Raw genomic sequence first — 25209 nt, 5'->3', positions numbered from 1 at the left:
ATGTAAAAAGCATTTTCAAATCTCGCAAGCTTTTTTGAATCTTTTTTTTAGAAAACTTCTTTTCATTTGATTCTTGTTTCTTGCCAGTATTTCCATGAACCATTTCGCTGTTGCGGGTGCAAAAGTACACCCTTTATTGAGTTAAACAAGCTTTTTTATTGCATAATTTAAACCTTTTTTCAATATTCCCCTTAACTCTCTGATAAAACCCTTTTTACAAACAAAACTTTTTTGATCACTTGTAAGCTTTTTCTCTGTTTTTGTGTTGTTTTCTTAATTTCAGCCTGCTTTCGGCTATCGATTTTACAGAGTTGTTAGATTTTATTTTCCTTCGCTGAACTATAATCATCTTTTGACAAACGAATTTAATAGACCCGATAGAAACGAAAATCCTATTATAACAGCGTTCGCCACAAAAGATTGATGCCCATAGCGGAAAACAACTCCTTAATTTTTTATATTCCTCAATTATTCATTATACTATATATGTATAAAAAAAACCGACACGTTTTGAAAAAAACTGTCGGATTACACTATAATAGACGTTCTATTATTAAATCAATCGAAACGAATTGCCTTTACTGGAGAAATTTTAGTTATTATATATGATGGAATTAACAGCACCAGAAAGCAAACTGTAACAGTCATTAAATTTAATAAGAACACATATCCCCAATTAATATAGACCGGTGCCTGGTTCACGTAATAATTTTCAGGATTCAACTGAACAACTCCAAAATATTGCTGAATAAGCAATATTGAAATTCCGATAAGGTTTCCCCAAAAAAGCCCTCTTATTATAAGATAGAAAGCATTATATAAAAATATTTTACGAACAATCCAATTGTCAGCACCTAATGCTTTTAGAATTCCAATCATTTGCGTACGCTCTAAAATAAGCACCAATAAAGCAACCACCATATTTATTGTTGCCACCAAAATCATAACAGCTAAAATAATTACAATATTAAAATCAAAAAGCCGAAGCCAATCGAAAATATAGCTGTACTTTTCAATTATCGTTTTTGAATCTAAATTTGACGAAGTTTGATCGTAAATTTGTTCTCCTGTAGTTTTGATATTATCGAAATCTTTAACAAAAACCTCGAATGCACCAATCTGGTCAGACTTCCACTTATTAATTCTTTGGATGTGACGAATATCGCCTATTATATAAGTAGCATCGAAATTCTGAAACCCGGAATTAAAAATACCCGTAATTTTGAATCGTCGACTATTTGGCATTTTACCTTGTTCTTCTTTAACAAAAAAAGTATTAAAGCTATCTCCTACTTTTAAATTTAATCGGTCGGCCAGAAATCTGGAGATTATAACCTCTTCATTTAATGATTTAGAGAAATTTGGTAATTTTCCTTCTACCAAATACTCTTTTATATTATTCCAATCATAATCAGCTCCTACTCCTTTGAATATAATTCCTTCAAATGCATTTTCGGTTCTGATTATTCCTGCTTTATTTGCGATAGCCTGAATGTGACTTACTTCTGGAATTGATTTAAAATTAGGATAAAAATCTTGTTTTTTGGAAATTGGAATCAATGTTACTTCTGAATTATTGTTATCGTAATTCGAGATAATAATTTGTCCATTAAACGCTGAAACTTTTTCACGTATTTTTTGCTGCAGACCAATTCCGGTTGCGACAGAAACCAACATCATAATAATACCAATAGCTATAGCCGAAATAGCAATTTTGATAATAGGTGCCGAAATACTGCTTTTATAATCTTTAGCAGTAATAAGTCTTTTAGCTATAAAATATTCCAGATTCAATTTAAGTTTTTTATTGATTTATGCATGTAAAGGTTTGCTTTAGTCAAAAATACATTTTAAAAAGCAAAAACTAATTGTTGTTAAAAACAATTACAAATTATTTAAGTCTATTATAAAGGTAATTTCTTTTTCATTTCTTCTACAATATTATATGCCGCCGGACAAATGGCGACATTCTTTAATGTAATATCTGCAATTTGGTGAAACTTTTTTCGGTCAGTATGCGGAAATTCTCTACATGCTTTTGGCCGTACATCATAAATCATACAGTAATTTTCATTATCGAGAAAAGTGCAGGGAACACTTTTTAAAACATAATCTTTGTCTTCATCAATTCGAAGATACTGATCAATGAATTGCTGTGGTTTCTGTCTGAAAGATTTTGAAATTCTTTCGATATCAGCCAGAGTAAACAAAGGCCCGGTTGTTTTACAACAATTGGCACATTGCAGACAATCTGTTTTTTTAAATTCAGCATCATGCAAATCCTGCATAATGTAATCTAAATTTTTAGGCTGTTTCTTTTTAAGCCTATCAAAATACTTTTTGTTTTCGATATGCTTATCTTTGGCTAACTTATTTAAGTTATTTAAAATTTGTTTCAAGTTTACTAATTAAATTGATTACAAAATTAAACAACTTTAAACTTGAAACCTTAAACTTTGAACTAAATTACAATGAAAGATCTTTTTGGAAAAGCCATGTTTGATTTTCAAACCAATAATTCACCTGAAGATATGATTACTGAAACCTCAATTTCTGAGGAAGACGAAATGAGTGTGGAATATTTATTTCGTTCATACGACAAAATGCCGAAAATAGAACAAAAAGCATTGCAATTAGCCTTTGGAAAAACTTTGGATATAGGCTGCGGTGCAGGAAGCCATAGTTTATCATTACAGAATGACCGAAACTTAGAAGTTATTGCAATCGACATTTCTGAAAAAGCAATTGAGACGTGCAACCTGAGAGGATTACAAAATACAAAAGTTATAAACATATTAGATTTTGAAGGAGAAAAATTCGACACTATTCTTCTTTTGATGAATGGCACCGGAATTTTTGGAAAACTGGAAAACTGCAATAAGTATTTATCAAAATTAAAATCTCTATTAAATCCTGGTGGACAAATTTTGATAGACAGTTCTGATATTATTTATATGTTTGATGAAGATGAAGATGGTGGAAAATGGATACCCTCGGATAAAGAATATTACGGAGAACTTACTTTTACTATTTCATACAAAGGCGAAAAAGAAGATTCTTTTGACTGGTTATATTTAGATTATAACACGTTACAAAATGCCGCATTTGCAAACGGCTTACAATGTGAACTTATCCTTGAAGGAGAACATTATGATTATTTAGCGAAACTTTCTTTCCTGTAGCAATAAAAACAATACCATTTTACAAGCTATAGCTATGTAAAGCAATTGAAACAAAAAACTCTTCTAGATGAAGAGTTTTTTGTTTTTATAATTAAGGGATATTTAAATATTTATGTGTCTGAAGGGAAACTCTCCATTTTGGATTACTCATAACATAATCAACAATTAGGGGAGTCATTTCTTCTTTTTTACTCCATTCCGGCTGAAGAAATAAAATTGCATTATCATTTACCAATTCTGCCTGTTCTTCTGCAAAAATAAAATCATGTTTATTATGAATAATTACTTTTAACTCATCTGCATTATCATAAACAGTTTGAGTTGGCAGTTTATTTTTTTTAGGAGACAGGCAAATCCAATCCCAAGTACCTGATAATGGATAAGCTCCAGATGTTTCAATATGAACTTTTAAATTTTTATCTTTTAATTTTCCTGTAAGCAAACTCATATCCCAACTCAAAGGCTCACCACCTGTAATTACAACTGTATCAGCATAAGTTGATGCATTTTTTACGATCACATCAATACTGGTTGGCGGATGTAATTCTGCATTCCAGCTTTCTTTTACATCACACCAATGGCATCCAACATCACACCCTCCTATTCTTATGAAGTAAGCAGCAGTTCCTGTATGAAAACCTTCTCCCTGAATAGTATAAAACTCTTCCATCAAAGGTAACATTGCTCCTTTATTTACTTCTAATTGTATTTCTTTTGATAACATTATTTTATTTTAAAATGCAAAGATAGTTAATTAAATACGGAACAAAAAAACCGACAGTTCATCGATGAACTGTCGGCTCTATATTTAATATGAGATTTTTAATTATTTTAAAGCTTTGACAGATTGGGCAGCATAAGTATTTGCCGGATCTAAAACTAAAGTTTTATTAAAATACTCAACAGCTTTAGCTTTATCAGTGTTAGCATAAGCAGCACCAATTGCGTTATAAGACTCAATTATTTTTTTTGCAGTAGCAGGCTTAGCCAATTCTTCAGCTCCTTTAGCTGTCATTTTTGTAACATACTCACTGTAATTTTTAATAATCAAATCATCTTTATCCAACAAACTGTTTATTCTTCCTTTATATATATAAGCTTCATCATAAGTTGGTGAAGCCACTAAGATCTTATCAAAAGTAGCATCTGCATTTTGCAATGCAGCTACATCACGAGTTTCAGCGGTTTTACCGGCATTACCATAGTAAACAGAAATACCATAATAAACTGCATCATCCAAATAATTTTTAGACTCAGTATTACTCGCACCCAGTTCAAAAATGGCAGCTGCCTGAGTGTATTGTTTTTTCCCAAACAAAGCTTTTCCAAAATCAGCAAGTTCTTCTACAACTAAAGGCTCTAATTCGATTGCTTTTTTGATATCTGCAAAGCCAGCATCAAAAGCTGCAGGATCAACAACACCTTCAGCATTTGTTCCTTTTTTTATTTTAGACAAACCTAAATATAAATAATCTCTACCAATTACTTTGTTTGAAGGCACTTTAATAAAATCTTCGATAGATTTAATCGCTACATCGGCGTTACCATTTTCATAAGCAGCATACCCTAAATATCTAAAAATTCTAGGATTCACCTTATCTTCTGCAATCATTTTGTTTGCGACTTCTTCAAGTTTTTTGTAATCTTTAACTAATATTAAGAAATCAGCGTGACGCATTTTAGAATCTAAAGAGTAATCAGTCAGACTTAAATACTTTTCATAATTCGTAATTGCATTTTGTAAATTAACCTTTGCAGTAGAAGGTTTATTTCTTGCCCATTTGTAATATGTTTCAGCTAACTCTCTGTAAACAGGACCGTAATTAGCATTTAAAGCAATAACTTCATTGAAAGATTTAATAGCTTCATCATAAGATTTTGCACCTTTCAACAAAACTCCCAATTGCATTTTTGCTCTTAAAAGTGTTGGATCAGCCGTAAATGCATCACGATAAGCTTTATAAGCATCATTTTGGTTATTTGCTCCATAATATGCATCTCCAATTGCTAAAAGCGCAGTGGCATTTTGTGGCTCAATTGCCAATGCACGCTGTAAAACAGTAATAGCATTAGTGTAATCAGGATTTTCAGAATTTATATATGCCCTACCAATATAGATAAATTCATCTACACTTTTACGTTTCATATCTTTTGTTGCTAAACCAAAGTTTGCCTGAGCAGCAGCTGTATTTTTCGCATCAAGATCGATTTGACCTAATCCGATGTAATTTAAACTCTTCTTGTCAGCTGCTTCTAATCCATTTAAGTAATAAATTTTAGCAGAATCAACAACACTCTCATTTAAATATATATTTCCTAAAACAAAATTTGCTTCTCCATCAGAAGGTTTAGCCTTGATGATTGATTTCAACAATGACTTTGCTTTTTGAAATTGTTCTGCATCAATTGCTTTTTTAGCTTCTTTGATATCTTGCGCTTTTGCAATAGATGCTGAAGCAACTAAGGCAAGACTAAAAATTTTAAATTTATTCATCTCTATTGTAATTAATTTATTCTTTATCATTCATAATTTTATTTCTAATTTGCAGTTTTCTACCAGGTGTACGAATTGGCATCAATCCCGATTTTAAAACTATACGCTGTCCAATATCTCCAGCAACAAAAGAAGCAAAGCCCATTCCTAAACCTGCATATCCCTGACAGTTTATGACAAACAATTTACGTGCCAAAGGATATTTTTGTTCTGCAATGTCATTTTGTGTAGGACTGTAGTATTCTTTTCCATTTAATCCCTTAACACTCAATACATTTAAATCATGAACAACATCCTGAAGCTCTGGAGAAGGTTGAGACAACCAATTAACTCCAACTACTCCAATCATCCCATCGTTTTCAGATACAAACTTGATTACTTCATCATTTGTTTTAAACGAAAAAACATTCTCAACCGGTATATCCTTAACTTTGGCTAAGTCTTTCATAAACCTTACTGTACTTGAGTTTGGGTTATCAAACACTAATCCCTTTATTCGAGAGTTCGGTATCCCTTTCATAAAATCAATTACAGTTTGTAACGCAATCAAAGTGTCATTATTGCTTTTATTTGAAATAAAAGCAATAGCATCTGTAGCAAATGGAGTAATTCTTGGATTTATTTTGAGTTTTTCAAATTTATCATTTTCATTCTTGGTTAAATCTCTTGCTGTAATAACTACTTTTGACTTACCACTCAACAAATCATTAATTAACTCGGCTTCAGATTTAGCTTTAATTGAAACTTTAGCATCATAGTATGTTCCTTCAAAAACAGCAACCTGATCATCGACAATTGGCTTAATTGTTTCATCAACTGTAATGTCTACAGATCCTTTTAAAATTGTTTCCTTGTTTGAATCGTTTTTACTTTTTTGATTACACATCGCAAACAAAAAGATAAAAACAATCAAACCCAAAATTTTAACATTTTTTAACATGTTCAATCTGTTTTAGAATTTATTAATCTTAAAAATCGTATTCCGGAATATACTATTAATAAAATGCCAAACGCATATCTGTAAATAGGGTTAATGCTAAATTGTAATTTATCCCAAAACATAATCATTAAACCCAAGACAAGATAAATTAAAAAAAACAATATTCCTAAAACGAGAAGAAATCGCTCTTTGAGCGATTTCTTCTGAATATTATCAAATATATTCTTTAACATTACTCTGCAGATTGAATTGTAATAGGAAGAGAATATAGCACCCTTACTTTTTTACCATTTTGTTCTCCAGGAGTCCATTTTGGGCATTTCTTCAAAACCCTGATAGCTTCTGCTCCGGTTCCGTATCCGATATCTCTTAAAACTTTAATATCAGTTAATGAACCATCTTTTTCAACTACGAATGTAACATATACTTTTCCTTTTAAACCTTCTTCTTCAGGAGTTTTGTAGTTATTTCCTACGAATTTGTAGAATTTTTCCATTCCTCCAGGAAAATCAGGCTTCACCTCGATACCAGCTGTATTATATACATTGTTATCTTCTTGTACGATTTCAGCAACAGGACCTTTTCCTACTGGTTCGTCTACAGTTAAAACTGCATCCGGATCTCCTTTAATAGTTTCTGAACCGATTTTCTTTTCTTTAAGATCCACAATTTTTGGTGGTTCTTCAGTAATCTCTTCGGTTTTAGCGACTACAGGCTTCACAAACTTCACCTGATCCACTTTTGGTGGTGGTGGTGGTGGTGGTGGCGTATTAGGCTTTACTTCCTCTTTTTTAGGAGGTAGTTTTATCTTAGTAAGCTTTATCTTGTTAGCTACTACCTCTTCTTCACCAGAATCAGGTATCAAACTCACAATAAGAGGAGCTGCAACTGCTAAGGTAAAAACAAAAGAACCAATGATAAGTGCTCTTATCGTAGTTTTATTATTTGATTTTCTTAGCTCATATGCACCGTATATCTTATTACGCCCTTCGAATACGATATCAAGCCACTGATTTTTTATAATATCTAATTTCATTTTTCTTGATTATTAGGTTATTAAAAAAATAAAAATTATTTTTTCTCTAACAATTCTGTTTCTTTAGGAAGAAAATCATTAACAATAGCATAAGTTTCAACTCCTGAAATTGCCATTTCATCCAAAATGTCAACTAGATTCTTATACTTCGATTTCTTACCTGGCTTGATGATAACAATAATTCCCTTGTCCTTATTTCCAGTATATTCTATTACTGATTTTTTATTAGACAATAATACTTTACGAATTCCGTCTTTCCCGTAAGCGATATCTTTAGGACCAGCAATAGGACTATCAATTAATCCCATGTAATAGATGAGTTTATTATTCTCACCCATCATAATCGTCATAGTTCTCTTCTCATCTACTTTAATAGGCACTTCGTCTATTTTTGGATCTTTATCTGGCAAACCTAGAGGCATCGCTTGAGGTTTTGACAACGTCGTGGTCAACATAAAGAATGTGATCAATAAGAAAGCCAAATCAACCATTGCCGTTAAATCGACTTTAGAGTTTTGCTTTTTACTTCTTACCTTACCACCTTTTCCGCCGCCACCGTCGCCGGTATTTAATTCAGCCATTTTAGTGTATATTTTTTAATTAAAAGTCTTTACCTCTCATACCTGTAACCAAGTTAAAGGAATTGATTTTCTGATCCTGCAAAATATCCATAATCTTTTTGATTTGCGGATAATCTTCTTTTGCATCACCTTTTATTGCAATTTGCAATTCTTTTTCTCCACCACTTAAATCAATTGCTGCTCTTCTTGAAATCAACAACCATTCTTTAAGCTGATTGTTTAAAGAATCAATTGGAATTCCAGGCTGAGGAGCTTTAGTTCTATCTGCGGCTTTCAATTGAATGATTTGTTGTAAATTTTCCAACGGCACACCAAAATCATCCATTAATGCAAATTTTTCTAGATCATCGTCTGAAAATTGCACACCTAATTTTGCCCCCATACCAGTAAGAGTCTGTTTACGCAACTCTCTTCCTTTTAGGTCAAAAAACACTTTGCTTTTCCCTTCCTTGTCTTTACCTACCGAAATAATAGCCAAATCTGAATCCGGCAATTTAGTTAGTACAGTAGATGAAGGTGTATCAACTGGAAGTGCTTCAGGCACTTTAGCAGTAGCGGTCAAAATAAAGAACGTAAGCAAAAGGAATGCAACATCACACATCGCAGTCATATCTGTCGATGTCGACTTTTTTTTCATTTTTAATTTAGCCATTCTCTTTTATTTTATTTTGATATAATTAATTTCAATTATTTAAATATCAAAAATTAATTATTGTTTCAAACTTCCTCTGAATCTTCTGTAAGTATTCACGATTGTAGTACCAGCCTCATCGATAGAATAAGTTAAATCATCGATTTTACCTGTAAAGAAGTTATAAGCGATAATTGCTAAGATTGAAGTAGAGATACCTGTTGCAGTGTTAATAAGTGCTTCAGAGATACCTGTTGCAAGAGCAGCCTGGTCTGGAGTTCCAGCAGAAGCTAACGCGCCAAACGCTTTAATCATCCCTGATACAGTTCCTAATAACCCTCCTAAAGTTCCTAATGATACTAAAGTAGAGATAATAGTTAAGTTTTTCTCTAACATTGGCATTTCTAATGAAGTTGCCTCTTCGATTTCTTTGTGGATTACTTCTGAAGCTTCTTCACTGTTGAATCCTTCTTTTTTAACGTCTTGGTATTTAATTAAAGCAGATTTAATTGCATTTGCAACAGAACCTTGTTGTTTGTCACAAGAAGCAATAGCAGCCTCGATGTTTCCTTCTTTAATACTTCCTTGTACATTTTTCATAAATGTATCTAAATTAGCTTTTCCAGCAGCTTTAGAGATAACAATGAATCTTTCAATAGAAAAAACAACAACCATTAAAAGCATACCTAATAATATTGGCACAATAAACCCTCCCATGTATACCATTCCTAAAGTATTGATTGGGTGTGGATGCTCTGTATTGAAACTTCCTGCTTCAAAGTTAGATTCAGCTCCCATAACGAATTTCCAAATTAACCAACCAACAAAAACACATGCTACAATAATGATTCCTGAAATCATCCCTCCTCCATTTGAAGTGCTTTCTTTTTTAACTTTAACGTTTGCCATTTTTTTTAATTTTAATAGTTTTAAATAATTTTTATTTTTAGTTATATTTAACTTGTAGGGTAGCAAATTTATATGTTTAGTTTAAATAAAAAAACTTTTTTTAATTTAATTGAAGGAAATTTAACTTGATTTTAAAAAAGTTCTCATTAAATTGCCCGCATCATTTTTCCGATAAAACAAAAAAAAGGTCAATTTATGCAAAAATTACAACGTTTTAGTAAATATTCAAATATTCCTTTGTCATCTTCTTAAAATGTTGCGAAATTATTTTTTATATTATTTTCAGTCAAAAAGGCGGTTTTTCTGTTAAAAAAAACCAATTTAAATCGTTAAAAACCGAAGCAAAACTCTTATAATCATCTAAATTACAAATAAAAAATGAATAAAAAAGACAGTTTCATTCAAGATATAAACAACGGATATTCTTCTAAAGGGGACTCCATTATTTTAGGTGGTGCAATTCTGGACGGAGAAGCCATAGCTGATGTTTTCGTTAAGATTCCTCTAAAAACTTTAAATCGTCACGGTCTCATTGCAGGTGCTACCGGAACAGGTAAAACCAAAACAATTCAGGTTTTTTCTGAGCAGCTTTCAAATGCCGGAATCCCTGTTTTGATGATGGACATAAAAGGAGATTTTAGTGGTATTGCAAAAGAGGGAAATGAAGAAGATTTTATTACAGAACGACATGCCAAAATAAATATACCATATAATGTATCCGCATTTCCTGTTGAATTAATGTCCTTATCAAAACAAAATGGTGTTCGGCTTCGCGCAACGGTTTCAGAATTTGGCCCGGTATTATTTTCAAGAATTTTGGATCTTAATGATACGCAAGCTGGTGTTATTGCTGTAATTTTTAAATATTGTGATGACAAAAAAATGCCTTTATTAGATTTAAAAGACATCAAAAAAGTCATTAACTATATTACAGAAGAAGGCAAAGAGGAAATTGAGGAAAGCTATGGTAAAATTTCCACTTCTACTACCGGAACTATTTTGAGAAAAATAATTGAACTGGAGCAACAGGGAGGCGATTTATTTTTTGGGGAGTTGTCTTTTGAAATTGATGATTTGATGCGAATTGATGAAGACGGAAAAGGATACGTAAACATTATCCGATTGACCGATATTCAGGACAAACCAAAGTTATTTTCTACTTTCATGTTAAGCTTATTGGCCGAAATTTACCAACAAATGCCTGAGAAAGGAGATGCCGATCAACCGGAATTGGTCATTTTTATTGACGAAGCTCATTTAATTTTTAGCGAAGCCAGCAAAGTATTGCTGGAACAAATTGAAACTATTGTAAAACTGATTCGTTCAAAAGGCATTGGTGTTTATTTCATTACTCAAAATCCAATGGATGTTCCGAGTGGCGTTTTGGCACAATTAGGATTAAAAATCCAGCACGCACTTAGAGCTTTTACAGCAAACGACCGTCAGGCAATTAAAAAAACGGCTGACAATTACCCAACATCTGATTATTACAAAACTGATGAACTGCTTACCAGTTTAGGAATTGGAGAGGCTTTAGTTACGGCACTAAACGAAAAAGGAGTACCGACTCCGCTTGTAGCGACAATGATGCGTGCCCCTCAAAGCCGAATGGATGTTTTGACTTCTGATGAAATTGAAGACATTAACAGCAAATCCAAATTAGTAAAAAAATACAGTGAAGAAGTTGATCGCGAAAGTGCCTATGAAATTCTCAACAAAAAAATTGAAGAAGCAACTCAGGCAGCAGCCGAGCAAGAAGAACAAGCTCCTGCAAAATCTTCAAAATCAGAACCCAGCACTACAGAAGTAGTTACAAAATCTGTTCTTAAAGTCGTTACAAGTGCTACTTTTATAAGAGGTGTTTTTGGAGTTTTATCGAAATTTTTAAAGAAATAATCAACAATAGGAAAAATCAATTACAATATCAATAATCAATTTTAATATTATAATTGATTATTGATATTGTGATTAACATTGAAAAGTTATTTATTCAGCAACTCTAATATCCTATTTTCAATTTCAGGAGTATTCCAGATATTTTCAATATTATCCATTCGCAGTACCTCTTCCATAATTCCGTTTTGAAAATCTCCAATTGCCAGAGCTTCTGCATACGGTCGGTCGCTAAAAGTGACACGACTGTAAAGCGGAATCCATTTATCAGGATGTTTATCAGAGAAAGCTTTTTCTATTTTCTTTTGCAATAAGAATTTTTCATCGGCAGTTTTAGTACTCATTTCCATGAAATTGCGATACGAAAGTTCTGCAATTGCATCTGCATTCGGCTTACGTGAAATCTGATATTCTGAGAAAATGGTTTTCCAGTCATTTCCGTATTTTTCGATCATTTCGTTCAAAACCGTAATATCTTCAAAACCGGCATTCATTCCTTGTCCATAAAACGGAACAATGGCGTGGCAAGCATCACCAATCAAAGCAATTTTATCTTCATAAGTCCATGGAAAACATTTCATTGTAACCAAAGTACTTGTTGGATTTTTAAGAAAATCTTCTGCCAGCTTCGGAATTATCTCAATCGAATCCGGAAAGTTTTTCTCGAAGAAATCTTCCACCATTTTTCGATCTTTTAATGAATCAAACGAGTTTTCTCCTTCAAAAGGCATAAATAAAGTACAAGTAAAACTTCCGTCTAAATTAGGAAGCGCAATCAGCATATATTCACCTCGTGGCCAGATATGAAAAGAATTTTTATCCAGTTTATGCGAACCATCTGCATTTGCCGGAATATTTAATTCCTTATATCCCATGTTCAAAAATTCCTGCGAATAATTAAACATACTCTGACGCTGCATTCTGTGACGGATTCTCGAAAAAGCGCCATCGGCACCAAAAACCATATCATATTTTTTCTCTTCCCACTCTCCTCTTTCGGTTTCGCCAATATGTAAAGTTGCATCACTTAAAGTTACATCCCAGATTTTTTGGTCAAAAAGAAATTCGGCTCCCGCTTCTTCGGCAAGATCAATCATTTTTCGGTTTAAAGTTCCTCTTGAAATCGAATAAATCGACTCGCCTTCCTGTCCGTAGTTCTGAAAATTGAGTTTATCGACCAAATGAATGGCACGTTTGTCCATCGGAATAGCGATTTCACGAACCGAATCACCAATGTTAACAGCATCAAGTGCTTTCCAGCCCCGATTGGACATTGCCAGATTAATCGAACGTCCTGAAAAATTTATTTTTCGAATATCAGGACTACGATCATAAACATGAACGGTGTGACCTGCTTTTTTAAGATAAATTGCCAATAACGATCCGACCAATCCAGAACCTACAACGGCAATTTTTAGTGAAGTTTGCATCAAGGAAAATCTAAATATAAGTGCGTAAAAATAAGTAATAAATACACAAGAGCTTACAAATAACCCAAATATTTATCGTCAAACCCTTTATTTATATGGCATGACCCCGCTATCCCGAAGCCTCGGGAGCGGGGTCGGGCTTTCGGCTATATCTTTTACTCCGTTTCTCTCCATAAAAGGCCCTCATGCGGCATTAGTTTTCATATCAATATTTAGTTTCTATTTTACTAAAGCAATAATTCCTCAAATAAAAATGAAACCAAATGAAAAATAAATCGTCTAACAATTTAATCACATTTTGAATTCAATAAAAAAACGTAATTTTAAAATCAACCAACTATTATCTATCCATTAAAATTCAATCATCAATCAAAAAACGCTTCGTCAAAATCAAAAAAATTAAAAGAAATGAAAGTTCATACTACAAATTACCAGAATGCTTTTATTGAAGTTGCGGAGGACTGTCCTTCAACGACAGGAGAAATTCCGCCTCTAAAAGGCGAAAATAAAACAATCGCCAATATTGAATTTGAAATGATCAGCAAAAACCCTTACAAATATTCTTCTGACGATGTTTTATTTCAGGTATTTGCAGACAGAAATGATTTAACAAAGTCAGATTATAAGGATGCGAGGACAAAATTTTTCTCTAAAGGACAAGCATGTTTAAGAGCTTCACCTTTAACAAAGCGCTACGGCTGGGGAATTCATAATGATGAAAACGGAAAAATCGCTCTTTACGGAATGGAAACTCCGGAATATGAGAAATATTCTAAGGATGAAAATCTTAAAATCGTAAAAGCAATGCGAAGTTCAAGAAAATAATTCCAAAAGCATAAATATAATTATCATAATATTTGTCCTACTGCTCCGACAGCACATTTTTTAAATTTGTACTGTCGGATTTTTTTATTCTAAAGACATTATTCTAATTGAATTTTTACAACAAAAAAACTATTTTAGCACGACCTGAATCAATCAATTTACAATTTAAATAGTCTATGAAAAATTTTACAAACCATTCTCTTTTGATTTTATTGATATTTGTGTTTATGCCTTATATAGGTATTTCTCAAAAATATTCAACAGCAGTACAAATGCCAACCCAGCAAAATGTAATTATCGTCAATGACATTATTGAAGCAGCACATTACAAAACTTATTTTGTTGATTATTGTCTAAATAAAATAAACGAAACTGCCAACAAGGAAAAATGGAATGAAGAAAAAACACTGCAAATAACTGAAACCATTAATTTTAAAAACTTCAGGGATGCCGTTTATAATCTGTTTGCCTTTCATGACGAAGTAGAATTAGAAATGTTATTGAAAACATATAAAAAAGACAAAATTTATCAGACGACCAACATCATGACGACCAATAAAGCACTTAATACCAATCTTGATATTTATGCCAGGGATATTGTAAAAGGAAAGTATATAATCTCTAAGTAGAAAGAGATTTTTAACCATGCCAAAGTTCGAAACTTTGGCATGGTTTTTTTCTCTCTATTAGGTAGTGCCTCATTATAATAAAAAACATCTCTCCAAAACACTGTCCTAAAGTGTGTAATTTTAAAAACTATCTGATCTCCTGTCTCCTAAAGCAATTTCATTTTACATGCTGTAATACCTTACATTCACATACGCTAATATATTTCAGTAAGTTATTTACTTCGGTAACGTATTTTCTATTTTAATTTTTTAGAATTTGCAGCCATTATATTATCACTTTTATTTTTCATATATCTTTTATTCAATCCTAAAAGACCTATTCATAAAATATGAACTGATCCAGAACCCATTTACTTTTATTGAATTTCTTAACAGTCTTTCTAAAAAACGATCATCATAGGCCTGATTTTCTACTCTATAATTAGTTGTTATATCATCTCTTTCGTAAGTATAATCATTAACATAGATAAGAAAGCCTTGGTTATATTCTTTTGTTTCCCATTTTCTAGTTTTAAAATCGACCAATTCATTAAAATACTCTTTAGCAATAACTTCTGGATCTCTAGACGGAAGCTCTATTTTATTGCGTAAAATATTATCATTCAAGAAGTATAGTAAATGCTTTGAGGGTGCTATTTTTTTAGAAAACTCAAGCAATAAGTCATTTTTAGGACTATTTAATGCCGTAATAAGTGCTGCCTTTAATTCATCAAAAGTTTTATAGCCATTGTGCATTGTCATTTTCCCTCTTAATCCCTGAAAATTACCTCTGGTGTTAATGATTTTCATATCGCCATTATTAAAAGTCAGTGCTTCGTTTTCTTCAAAATTAGCTATATCATCAAAACTTTCTGCAGAAAGGCTTTTACCTGCACTATTAATAAGCGTGTATTTATTATTTGCTTTGGCTTTATACAAGTTTTCGCTATAGCTTATTCTCTCCAGATTTTGATAGATGAAAGGAAGAATTTCTTTATTATTAAAATTTATCAATCCGTATTTATTGCTTTTTTTAGCGGTAATAAACAGTTCTTTTCCATAGTCCAGCAACAAATCAAAATTTAAATCATCATAAGCAAAAGGCACTACAGTAGCATTTTCATTGTTTACTACGCCAAATTTTGATCCTTTTTTTACGATAAAATAAGTTTGGCCTGCTGTAGAAAATCTTTGTCTTATACCATCATATAAAAATGGCAGACATTCTTTTTCATTTGTTTCATCATAAACGCCAAATTTATTTTTTACATTTTGAAAATAAAGATATGATCTTCCTCTGTCAAGCTCCGGATTCAATAAATTGGATTCATCATGAATATAGTTATACTTTTTTATAACATTATCATAAATCATTTTTCCATCCACATCAATAATCGTATAAAGTGTTTCTTTTTGAGCAAAAAGCAATTTAGATCCTTCTGATGCCGATTCCCAAATAAAATTATACTCTGGTTTTAAAATTGTTTCCCCATCAGTTTTATACAGTCCAAACTTAGCTTCTTTTGTTTTTCCGCATAAAAAATTTCCCCTTTTAAAGATGTATTCAAACTGAATTGGGAGTATTGTTTTATTTATTTTATTTATAATTCCGATATCTTCTCCTTGTTTAACTTTGAACAAGTTTTTAAATGAAGTGTCTCCATAAATATCCAGCTCGTCAATCTCATCATAAATCATAGGAATAATAACTTCTCCTTTTAAAGATACCCAGCCTTTCTTATTATTTTTAACTGCCTTGAAACCATTATTAAAACCCTGAACCTGAAGATCATCATATTCAATTGGAATAACTGTCTGCAATTTATAGTCAATCATTCCTGACAACTTGTTCTTTTTGACTTCGATGTACTGTACACCGTCAAAATGAATATCGTCATAAATTATATCTAAATATTTCTTAGTGTCTATAAAGTACGCCCCTTTCAATTTATTTTTTTCAACAGTAACAACTCTCCTTGCTATGTCAAAATTCAACCTTTCCATTTCAACTGGATAAATTAATGTCTCATTATTAATAAATCCAAATTTCTTTTCTTTTTCTAAAATGAAAACATTTTGATCGTTACCGAAAGCTAAAAACTTTCTGGTATCTAATGTTTTTTTAATACTGTTATTATAATTAAATGATTTTCCATCAGTTGAAATATTATCATATTCAATATTATAAACCAAATTCCCATTAAAGATTAATCCTTTTTTGGAGTCCTTTGTTACTATAACAGTGTTTTTATAAAATACCAGATTGTCAAATAAAAAAGTTGAAGGCTGACCATTTATAATAAGTTCTAAATTGTTTTCTTTATTTTTAATTAATACCGTTTTTGAAATAGTATTCGAGTATAAAACCTTATTGTATTTTACAGGAAGGATTTCTTTTCCCTCATTATTAAAGACACCATATTTATCTGACTTCTTAACAATTACAGAATTTATTCCGTTGCCAATTGAATCGTATTTAGTTTCTAAAATTGTTTTTCCTTCTTTATTCAACAGCCCAAAAAGATTGCCTTTTTTTACTGCAAAAAAATCTTCATTTCTGTAATCTATATTATCATATTCGGGTTGCAACACAACTACATTCCCTTTTTTAAGACCATATTTATTGTTTTGAGTAAAAATAAATGTTCTCGCATTCGATTGTGAATTGACTGGTTCGTCAATAACCAACACTTCTTGTGTATCTCCTTGAATATTTCTTGAATCTTTTCTCTGAGGAACTTGAGAAAATGCAATACAAACGTTGCATAACGTTGCTGCTAAAAAAAGCTTTTTCATTTTTATTTTTAATGGATTTGATTTATAGCGAGTAATTCTTTGGTTTAAAAACTAATTTTGTAGACGATTTTATAATTTCCTCTTTATTCAATTTCATTTTTCTGAATTTTCCAGCATTATACATTTCTGCCTGATCGTCGTAATGTTTGCTAAAAGGATTTCCGGATTGTCCTGTTGGAATAATGCTCCAACTGTTTTCAATATCTGAAAAATCTATAATTCTTCTTGTTGATGGGCCGCCTTTTACATAATATCTGCCTTCATTATTATATCCAAAAAACAAATTATTGATTACTTCATTTGATCCGGGTGATGCAAAAGGTCCAACGTTAAATAACCCCCGGAGTGCTGCTACTTTTCCTAATGGATGTTCATGTTCAACTGTATGTACTTCTCCCCATTTCCAGTCAGAAATTGTATTTCCTAGTTGTTTTTGAAGTGAAGCAATAGTCTGATTAAATGATTTTGAAACAATATCTTTTCTGGTTTCTTTTACATTCTTTGTTTTGATGTTGTCCCACCAAACTGAGTTTTCATTTTTAATCTGTCTGGCAATAACCTGCTTTCCAAGTGAAATTCCTGTAAACAAATTGAAATTATCTTCACCCATTTCGTCTTCAAACGTATTTTTCAAATACAGATAAATCCATTTGTTATAAATTGTTGGAGCAATATCTTCTGTATTGGTGGTTCCTTTCCATGATTTCAAAACTTTAATTGCTTCTTTTTCTTCTTTTGAAACAGAACTTAAATCAATATTGACAATTAAATGCTTAACCACATCAACCGCAACATCTGATGTATTATCGTTAATCATTTTACTCATCGATTCTTTATCCCAATCAGATTTTGCATTCATTAACTCTGAAATTCTTTTGGCTCGGTCTTCGGGCAGATAATATCCAGGATACAAATAACCGTCAACTGCTTCCGGCTGATTATTTGCAGAATAGACATAACCCCATTTTGGATTTTCAGAAGATGGATTTTTTGAAAAATCTAAATATTCAACAATATCATCTTTCCCTGTTGAACCGTCTAAAATCAAATGTGAATTTACTCCCTCATTATGTTTATACAGTTTTCCGGAGGCCCACCAGGCGACATTTCCTTTGGCATCACCATACATAACATTTAATCCCGGAGCCGCAATTAGCTTTACGGCTTCTTTAAAATCGTTTTTATTGCCTGCATGCGAAAGTCCGTAAGCGACATCCAGAATCTGAATAGGCTCTCTGGTATAAGTCCACGACATTGCAATCGGATTTTTTTTATCCAATCGTTCCAATAAATCGTTCATAACGGGTCCGTGCCTGCTTGACTTAACTTTCAAAATGACATCAGAACTATCTTTTACTTTTATTATTTTTTTTCGGATTTCATAAGAAGCAAAACCTTTCAGTGTTTGGTATTGATTCGAATTTCCAGCTTTGTTTTTTTCCTGATAAAAATCAATATCATCATTCATAAACATCGTTAAACCGTAAGCATAATCCCGGTTGTGTGCCAATAACGGAAATGGTGTTCCCGCCAAATAACAACCATATAATTCGTGTTCAGGCGTTACTAAATGTGCTTCGTACCAGGTGGCGGGCTGAGAAAATCCAATATGCGGATCATTGGCAAAAATAACTTTGCCGCTTTTTGTTTTGGCTGGTCCTGCAACCCAACTGTTACTTCCGATAAAAGGCGGAATGGGTGATTTATCCAGCAATGAAGCAACCGATTTTGAAATCACTGTATATCCATCAATATTTTCTTTTGAGCTTTTGATTTGTGTGGTATTGAATTCGCCTTCAATCCCTAAATCTTTCAAATACTCAGCACCATATTTATTTTTGATATCAGTCAGCAACGGATCTGTTTTTTGCGCCATTGCAAAACTAAAGGACATGTATCCAAAAATATTATAAACATCTTTAATCGTAAATCTTTCTTTTTTGACACCGACAAGCGTAAACTCAATCGGGGTCACTCCTTCATCTAAATATTGATTAATTCCATCTAAATACGCCATTGTCAATTGATAACTTGGGCTGTTTTTATCCAGTTTTGCGATGGCTTTTGCCGAAGCGTCTTCAATTCCGATTCCTGCAAAAAACTTATCATTCTTAAGCGCAACCGATCCGAAAATTTCTGACAATCTTCCCGGAGCAATTCTGCGCAGCAATTCCATCTGCCATAATCTTTCCTGTGCATGAACGTAGCCTAAAGCAGTCATGGCATCTTTTTCTGAATCGGCATAAATATGAGGGATGCCATATTCATCAAAATAAACAGTAGTTTCTTTTTGAAGGTTTTTTAATTGTACTTCACCTTCATATTTGGGCTTTAAATGAAAAATATAGGCAAATAAACTTATTGCAACAACAACAATGAGTACCAAAATAATCAGCAGGATTTTTTTAATTATCTTCATATTAAAAGCTTATAAAAAAAAGTAATATTATAACTTAAAAGTAAAATGGTGTAAAAAACAGTGTTTTTAAAAACCTAAATTTATGTAATTAATACCAATACGATAATGTCAATCTACAAAAAAATAGCAATCGGTTTAATTTCTGTATTCATAGTTGGAATACTCCTGAACATTGGTCTTAACTACTGGATTAAAAAACAGCTTCCTATTATCATTCACGAGAAAAACAAAACTCCCTATAACATCAATTATGAAAAAATTGAAGTTTCACTTTGGTCGAGAAATATCTATGCATCGACTTTATTAGTAAATCCAAAGAACGAACCGAAAGACAGCAAAAATGGGCTTTTTTCTAAAATTGAGTCTATCACCATTAAACATTTTAATATTTGGGATTTAGCTTTTAATGATATCATTCAAGCCGAAAGTATCATTATCAATAAACCCCGCGTTATTTTATACAAAAAAGGTGAAAAGCTTATCAATGACCGTAAAAATATTAACAAACAAATTATTGATCCATTTAGAAAGATAATTTCGGTTTCGAATATTTATCTGAATGACGGAACAGTTGATGTTGTTTCGCTGAACAATAACATCCCTATTTTAAGCATCAAAAAAATCCTTTTAAAACTTGAAGGAATTTTAATAACAGATGCAACCCTTAAAGAAAAAATTCCTGTTCAATATAAAACTTATGCATTGGTTATTGATAGCTTGTTTTACAGACCAAGCGCTTTTTATCATATTAATATTGGCAAAATAAGTACTGAAAAGAACTTTCTGAAAATTAATAATTTCTCATACATTCCGCAATTCAGCCGTAAGGAATTTGTAAAATATCTGGATAAAGAAAAAGACATTAATACCCTAAAATTTGATTCGGCTCAAGTAGCAAAAATGAATTGGGGATTTAAAAATGACCTCTTTTTCTTCAAGGCAAATTCGGTTGTAATAAATCATTTTGATGCCAATATTTATCGTGGTAAAATGCCAAAAGACGATTTAAGCAAAAAATATCTTTACAATCATTTATTACGAAATATTAAGTTTCCTCTTCAAATTGACACCTTGCAGGTTTTAAAATCAAAATTGGTATATGAAGAAGAAATTGATTTCTCTAAAGGTGCGGGAATTTTAAATTTTGACAAATTTAATTTACAGGCAACAAATCTGCGAAGTGGTTTTGGGTTGAAAAAAGCAAACGATGTTAAGATTAAAGTGAATTGTATTTTCATGAAAACTTCACCTCTAAATGTCGACTGGAGTTTTAATGTTCTGGACAAACAAGACGGTTTCCATATCCAGGGAGTCATTTCAAATTTTGATGTAAGGGCAATGGGCAGATTCAGTAAGCCTTATATGAATGCTTCTTTTACAGGAGTATTTAATAAATATCGTTTTAATTTTTATGGCAATGATGATACTGCTAAAGGAAATGCATCTTTAGATTATGATGATTTAAAGGTAAAGCTTTATAAAAAGAAAAATCCTGAAAAAGTAGCAAAACTAAAAAGCGCTATCGTTAATCTGGTTGTCAAAAATGATTCGAAAGACAAAGCTAGAACTGCCGAAGTTGAATTAGACCGTATTCAGGAAAAATCATTTTATAACTTTTTATGGCGAAGCATCGCCGAATCTTTAAAGAAAATATTGATATAGATTGATTGCCTTCGAACCTGACAATTATCAGGTTTTTAAACAAAATATTTTTTTTCATTTGCCTTTATTTAATTGAAAACAAATGAAAAAAACACCTTTACATACTTTCCATATCCCGGTTATGGGGCTCGCTTATACTATCGACAGCCCTATTCGCGTGGCACAATATGGCATTTCTTCTGTAATTTCGATTGCTGATGATGATTTAATTGAGAAGATGCGTCATTTTTACAGTACTAAATTCAATTTCCAGTATGAAGAAATAACGCAAAAGTTCCATGATTATCGCGCCGAAAGAATTACATCTTACCTGAATTTAGTTGATAAAATTGTAAAGCAAAAATTTGAAAACTTTAAAGCAGAAATAGCAGAAAGCAAAACGGCATTAGAAAATTTCATGTCGATGCTGCCTATTACTTCAGACATCAAAAAGGGTTTTCAGAATCTGCTTGAAGACGGAATTTCATTCAAAGAGAATATTCAAAACTATATCGAGTCACATCTTTTTGCCGGAGAAATTGATGTCAATATCATGACCAAACTCGACAAAGATAATTTTGTCAAAAACGAACAGCTTCCAACAGAATTTAATGATGCTCATGCTGCTTTAAGAGGTTTTGCTAAGAGTAAGCTTGAATCTTCTGTTGTGCTTTCTGCCGGAATGAATCCTAGATTGTACAGTTATTTTGAGAATTTCAGTGATTTTTTTCCTGATGAAAATAATCAGCTTAGAAAAAAAATCATTTTGAAGGTAAGCGATTTTCGATCGGCGATGATTCAGGGAAATTTTTTAGCCAAAAAAGGACTATGGGTTTCAGAATACCGAATTGAATCCGGACTAAATTGCGGTGGACATGCTTTTGCTACCGAAGGGCTTTTATTAGGCACCATTCTGGAAGAATTCAAGCAGAAAAAAGAGCAATTAGTCCAATCGGCTCACGATTTAATGAGTAAAGCTTTAGATCTAAAAAACATGCCTTTTCCTGAAAATCCTTTACCTCTAAAAATTACGGTTCAGGGCGGTGTTGGAACTGCAGAAGAACACGAATTTTTATTAGACGAGTACAACGTTGATTCAGTGGGCTGGGGTTCGCCATTTTTATTAGTTCCCGAAGCCACTTCTGTTGATCAGGCGACTCGAAATTTACTGATCAATGCCACAGAAAATGATTTTTACCTGAGCAATATTTCACCTCTGGGAGTTCCTTTTAATACTTTGAAAGGCACAACCAATGAATTTTTAAAACAAAAACGCATTCACGAAAACAAACCCGGAAGTTCCTGCCCGAAGAAATTTTTAGCCTTAAGCAAAGAATACGATCCACACGGAATTTGTACGGCATCTAAAAAATATCAGGATATAAAACTGGAAGAATTAGAAAACATAAAAGATACTTTATCCATTCAGGAATTTGAAAAAAGCAAAATCAAAATAACTGAAAAATCATGTTTATGTGTTGGTTTGGCTAATGCTTCTTATCTTGAAAACGACATCAAAATAAAAGGTCAGTTACAGGGAGTTGTCATTTGCCCTGGACCCAATATGGCTTATTTTGATCAGGAAGTTTCGCTGAATGATATGCTGCAGCATATTTACGGAAGCAAATCTATTTTAAGAGTTTCTGATCGTCCTAATTTATTTGTAAAAGAATTAAAAATGTATGTGGAGCATTTTAGAAATGAAATTGAGACGATTTCCGGAAATGTAAATGCAAATCAGGTTAAAAAATGGAATACTTTCAAAACCAATATTTTGCAAGGAATTGAGTATTATCAAAATCTATTTTTATCTACTATATATTTTAAAACTGATGAAGATCGAATGAAAACTCAATTTAATTTTTACAAATCAGAACTGCATTCAATTCAGATACCGATCTTAAAATTAGCTTAAATAACAAACCCCGATTATTTCTAATCGGGGTTGTTTATCATTTATTAAGAATTTGATGTTCTATTCTTTTTTCTTTTTGCTGTCATCAATGATAGCTCCTGTTCCGGTTCCTACTGCAGCTCCTGTCAAACCTCCAATGATAGCACCTTGTCCTTTTTTCTTGCTAACTGCAGCTCCTGTTATGGCACCTACACCAGCTCCAATTACGGCACCTTTTGCAGTAGCACTCCAGCCTTTCTTTTTAGCAGGAGCAGCTGTAGTTGTTGTTGCATCTTTCTGTACAACAACCACTTTCTGAGCTTCTGCTTTTTCAGCTTCTGCCTTTGCTTTTTCTTCTTCCAAATTAGCCATCTCGGTTTTCATTGAATCAATGACTCTTTGTTTATTAATTTCAACTTTCATTGAATCAATACTGGCTTGTTTGGCTTTATCTATAGCTTCCTTATTTTGATTTTGACAAGAAGCTAAAAATATTACTGCTAATAAAACATATAAGCCTTTCATGATGGTAGTTTTTAAAATTATACACTACAAATTAAGCCAAATCTAACATGCAATGTGTTACAATATTTTTTGAGAAGTTTATAAAATTTAAAGTTAAGCTTCCAATATACTTACTTTTCCAAAATTCCTTTTTTTAGAATTTGTCCGAAATCATACATATCTTCAAAAGAACAATACAAAGGAACTGGTGCCAGACGAATGACATTTGGTTCACGCCAGTCTGTAATTACTCCGTTTTTCATCAAATAATCGAATAGGCTTCTTCCTTCTCCGTGTAAAAAAACTGATAGTTGACATGCTCTTTCTTCAGGATTTGAAGGTGTAATAATTTCGAAAGTACTATTAACTTCTTTATCGATTTCGTGCAGGATAAATTCTAAGTAAGATGTAATCTGATCACGTTTTGCAATTAAAGCATCCATTCCAACTTGAGCAAACATTTCAACCGAAGCTAAATAAGGTGCTAAAGAAAGTACCGGTAAATTACTAATTTGCCAGCCTCCTGCTCCATTTACCGGATCAAAATTGGGTTCCATTTTAAAACGACGTTCTTTGTTATGTCCCCACCAGCCAGCGAACCTAGGTAAATCAGCATTATGATGTTTTTCGTGTACAAAACACCCTGAGGCATTTCCTGGTCCTGAATTCATGTATTTATAACTGCACCAGGCAGCAAAATCAACATTCCAGTCATGAAGTTCTAATTTGATATTTCCGGCTGCGTGTGCCAAATCCCAGCCTACTTTTGCACCTGCTTTATGTCCGGCAGCCGTGATAGTTTTGATGTCAAAAACCTGTCCTGTATAATAATTTACACCACCAATTAAAACCAAAGCCAATTCATCACCCACTTCTTCAATTTTTGCCAGAACATCTTCAAGACGAATGTTGTGTTCACCTTCACGACGTTTAATTTCTACGATGGCATCCTCTGGTTTATATCCATGAAAATTAACCTGACTCTGAAACATATACTGATCTGATGGGAAAGCTTTTTCTTCGCAGATAATTTTATAACGGGTTGCTGTTGGCTGGTAAAAAGATACCATCAGCAAATGAAGGTTTACAGTCAAAGTATTCATAACCGTAACTTCTGAAGGCAGCGCACCAACAATCTTGCTTAAAGGTTCCGGAAATCTTTCCTGATAATCCCACCATGGCTTTTCAGCATAAAAATGACCTTCTACCGCAAGATCTGCCCAGTCATTCATTATTTCATCAATATAGGATTTGGTTCTTTTTGGCTGTAATCCTAAAGAGTTTCCTGTAAAATAAATAACACGTTTGTCGTTTACTTTAGGAAAAATAAATTGCTCCTGATAATGATTTAGAATATCTTGTGAGTCAAGTTTTTTTGCGAATTCGCGTGTATTTTTAAAAGTCATTGTTGTTGTTTTTAATGCTA

Annotated in this window: 20 protein-coding genes; 6 read left to right on the top strand and 14 right to left on the bottom strand. The window is 32.4% G+C overall.

What is annotated here, in order from left to right; all coding sequences use genetic code 11:
* Positions 1 to 558: 558 nt before the first annotated feature.
* Both DMB68_RS15560 and DMB68_RS15555 read right to left on the bottom strand, forming a co-directional pair.
* Complete coding sequence (locus DMB68_RS15560; protein ID WP_110347578.1) at positions 559 to 1794, bottom strand: ABC transporter permease; 1236 nt, start codon at positions 1792 to 1794, stop codon at positions 559 to 561.
* 110 nt (positions 1795 to 1904) lie between these two features.
* Entirely contained in the window at positions 1905 to 2399 is a 495-nt protein-coding gene (locus DMB68_RS15555; RefSeq protein ID WP_110347577.1) for a YkgJ family cysteine cluster protein, read from the bottom strand.
* Positions 2400 to 2471: 72 nt separating this feature from the next.
* Here DMB68_RS15555 and DMB68_RS15550 point away from each other — a divergent pair, with 72 nt between their 5' ends.
* Positions 2472 to 3182 (top strand): class I SAM-dependent methyltransferase, encoded by a 711-nt coding sequence (locus DMB68_RS15550; protein WP_110347576.1) that lies wholly within the window; start codon positions 2472 to 2474, stop codon positions 3180 to 3182.
* A gap of 91 nt (positions 3183 to 3273) precedes the next feature.
* Here DMB68_RS15550 and DMB68_RS15545 read toward each other — a convergent pair whose 3' ends face one another.
* The 7 genes from DMB68_RS15545 to DMB68_RS15510 all read right to left on the bottom strand — a co-directional run bounded on the left by DMB68_RS15545 (position 3274) and on the right by DMB68_RS15510 (position 9773).
* Entirely contained in the window at positions 3274 to 3906 is a 633-nt protein-coding gene (locus DMB68_RS15545; RefSeq protein ID WP_110347575.1) for a 7-carboxy-7-deazaguanine synthase QueE, read from the bottom strand.
* 102 nt (positions 3907 to 4008) lie between these two features.
* Positions 4009 to 5676, bottom strand: a complete 1668-nt coding sequence (locus DMB68_RS15540; protein ID WP_110347597.1) for a tetratricopeptide repeat protein — start codon at positions 5674 to 5676, stop codon at positions 4009 to 4011.
* Between the two features lie 16 nt (positions 5677 to 5692).
* Positions 5693 to 6616, bottom strand: coding sequence for a PstS family phosphate ABC transporter substrate-binding protein (locus tag DMB68_RS15535; RefSeq protein ID WP_110347574.1), 924 nt, complete (start codon positions 6614 to 6616; stop codon positions 5693 to 5695).
* A 232-nt stretch (positions 6617 to 6848) separates the two neighbouring features.
* Positions 6849 to 7652, bottom strand: coding sequence for an energy transducer TonB (locus DMB68_RS15525; RefSeq protein WP_110347572.1), 804 nt, complete (start codon positions 7650 to 7652; stop codon positions 6849 to 6851).
* Positions 7653 to 7687: 35 nt separating this feature from the next.
* Entirely contained in the window at positions 7688 to 8233 is a 546-nt protein-coding gene (locus DMB68_RS15520) for an ExbD/TolR family protein (protein WP_110347571.1), read from the bottom strand.
* 19 nt (positions 8234 to 8252) lie between these two features.
* Entirely contained in the window at positions 8253 to 8885 is a 633-nt protein-coding gene (locus DMB68_RS15515) for an ExbD/TolR family protein (protein WP_078229243.1), read from the bottom strand.
* Positions 8886 to 8942: 57 nt separating this feature from the next.
* Positions 8943 to 9773: a MotA/TolQ/ExbB proton channel family protein gene (locus DMB68_RS15510; RefSeq protein WP_110347570.1), complete on the bottom strand. Its 831-nt coding sequence runs from the start codon at positions 9771 to 9773 to the stop codon at positions 8943 to 8945.
* A gap of 378 nt (positions 9774 to 10151) precedes the next feature.
* Here DMB68_RS15510 and DMB68_RS15505 point away from each other — a divergent pair, with 378 nt between their 5' ends.
* Entirely contained in the window at positions 10152 to 11669 is a 1518-nt protein-coding gene (locus tag DMB68_RS15505) for a helicase HerA-like domain-containing protein (protein ID WP_110347569.1), read from the top strand.
* An 86-nt stretch (positions 11670 to 11755) separates the two neighbouring features.
* Here DMB68_RS15505 and DMB68_RS15500 read toward each other — a convergent pair whose 3' ends face one another.
* Positions 11756 to 13096 (bottom strand): FAD-dependent oxidoreductase, encoded by a 1341-nt coding sequence (locus tag DMB68_RS15500; RefSeq protein WP_110347568.1) that lies wholly within the window; start codon positions 13094 to 13096, stop codon positions 11756 to 11758.
* 408 nt (positions 13097 to 13504) lie between these two features.
* On the opposite strand from DMB68_RS15500, the gene DMB68_RS15495 reads away from it, so the two are divergent.
* Both DMB68_RS15495 and DMB68_RS15490 read left to right on the top strand, forming a co-directional pair.
* Positions 13505 to 13921: a DUF6157 family protein gene (locus tag DMB68_RS15495; RefSeq protein ID WP_110347567.1), complete on the top strand. Its 417-nt coding sequence runs from the start codon at positions 13505 to 13507 to the stop codon at positions 13919 to 13921.
* A 176-nt stretch (positions 13922 to 14097) separates the two neighbouring features.
* A complete protein-coding gene (locus DMB68_RS15490; RefSeq protein WP_110347566.1) occupies positions 14098 to 14550 on the top strand; it encodes a hypothetical protein in 453 nt (150 codons plus the stop codon).
* Positions 14551 to 14847: 297 nt separating this feature from the next.
* Here DMB68_RS15490 and DMB68_RS15485 read toward each other — a convergent pair whose 3' ends face one another.
* A complete protein-coding gene (locus tag DMB68_RS15485; protein WP_110347565.1) occupies positions 14848 to 17325 on the bottom strand; it encodes a WG repeat-containing protein in 2478 nt (825 codons plus the stop codon).
* Positions 17326 to 17347: 22 nt separating this feature from the next.
* The gene (locus tag DMB68_RS15480) at positions 17348 to 19744 is read right to left on the bottom strand and encodes a penicillin acylase family protein (protein ID WP_110347564.1); all 2397 of its coding nucleotides are present in this window, start codon (positions 19742 to 19744) and stop codon (positions 17348 to 17350) included.
* Between the two features lie 105 nt (positions 19745 to 19849).
* Between DMB68_RS15480 and DMB68_RS15475 the strand changes: the two genes are divergently transcribed.
* Positions 19850 to 21406, top strand: coding sequence for a hypothetical protein (locus DMB68_RS15475; RefSeq protein ID WP_110347563.1), 1557 nt, complete (start codon positions 19850 to 19852; stop codon positions 21404 to 21406).
* Between the two features lie 82 nt (positions 21407 to 21488).
* Positions 21489 to 23300: a hypothetical protein gene (locus DMB68_RS15470; RefSeq protein WP_110347562.1), complete on the top strand. Its 1812-nt coding sequence runs from the start codon at positions 21489 to 21491 to the stop codon at positions 23298 to 23300.
* A gap of 60 nt (positions 23301 to 23360) precedes the next feature.
* Here the strand turns inward: DMB68_RS15470 and DMB68_RS15465 are convergent, their stop codons facing one another.
* Both DMB68_RS15465 and kynU read right to left on the bottom strand, forming a co-directional pair.
* Complete coding sequence (locus DMB68_RS15465) at positions 23361 to 23804, bottom strand: YMGG-like glycine zipper-containing protein (protein WP_110347561.1); 444 nt, start codon at positions 23802 to 23804, stop codon at positions 23361 to 23363.
* 110 nt (positions 23805 to 23914) lie between these two features.
* The gene (gene kynU, locus DMB68_RS15460; protein WP_110347560.1) at positions 23915 to 25189 is read right to left on the bottom strand and encodes a kynureninase; all 1275 of its coding nucleotides are present in this window, start codon (positions 25187 to 25189) and stop codon (positions 23915 to 23917) included.
* Positions 25190 to 25209 lie beyond the last annotated feature (20 nt).

It is taken from the genome of Flavobacterium hydrophilum, from assembly GCF_003202405.1.
GTDB lineage: Bacteria > Bacteroidota > Bacteroidia > Flavobacteriales > Flavobacteriaceae > Flavobacterium > Flavobacterium hydrophilum.
This window is presented reverse-complemented; position numbering and strand designations above follow the sequence as displayed.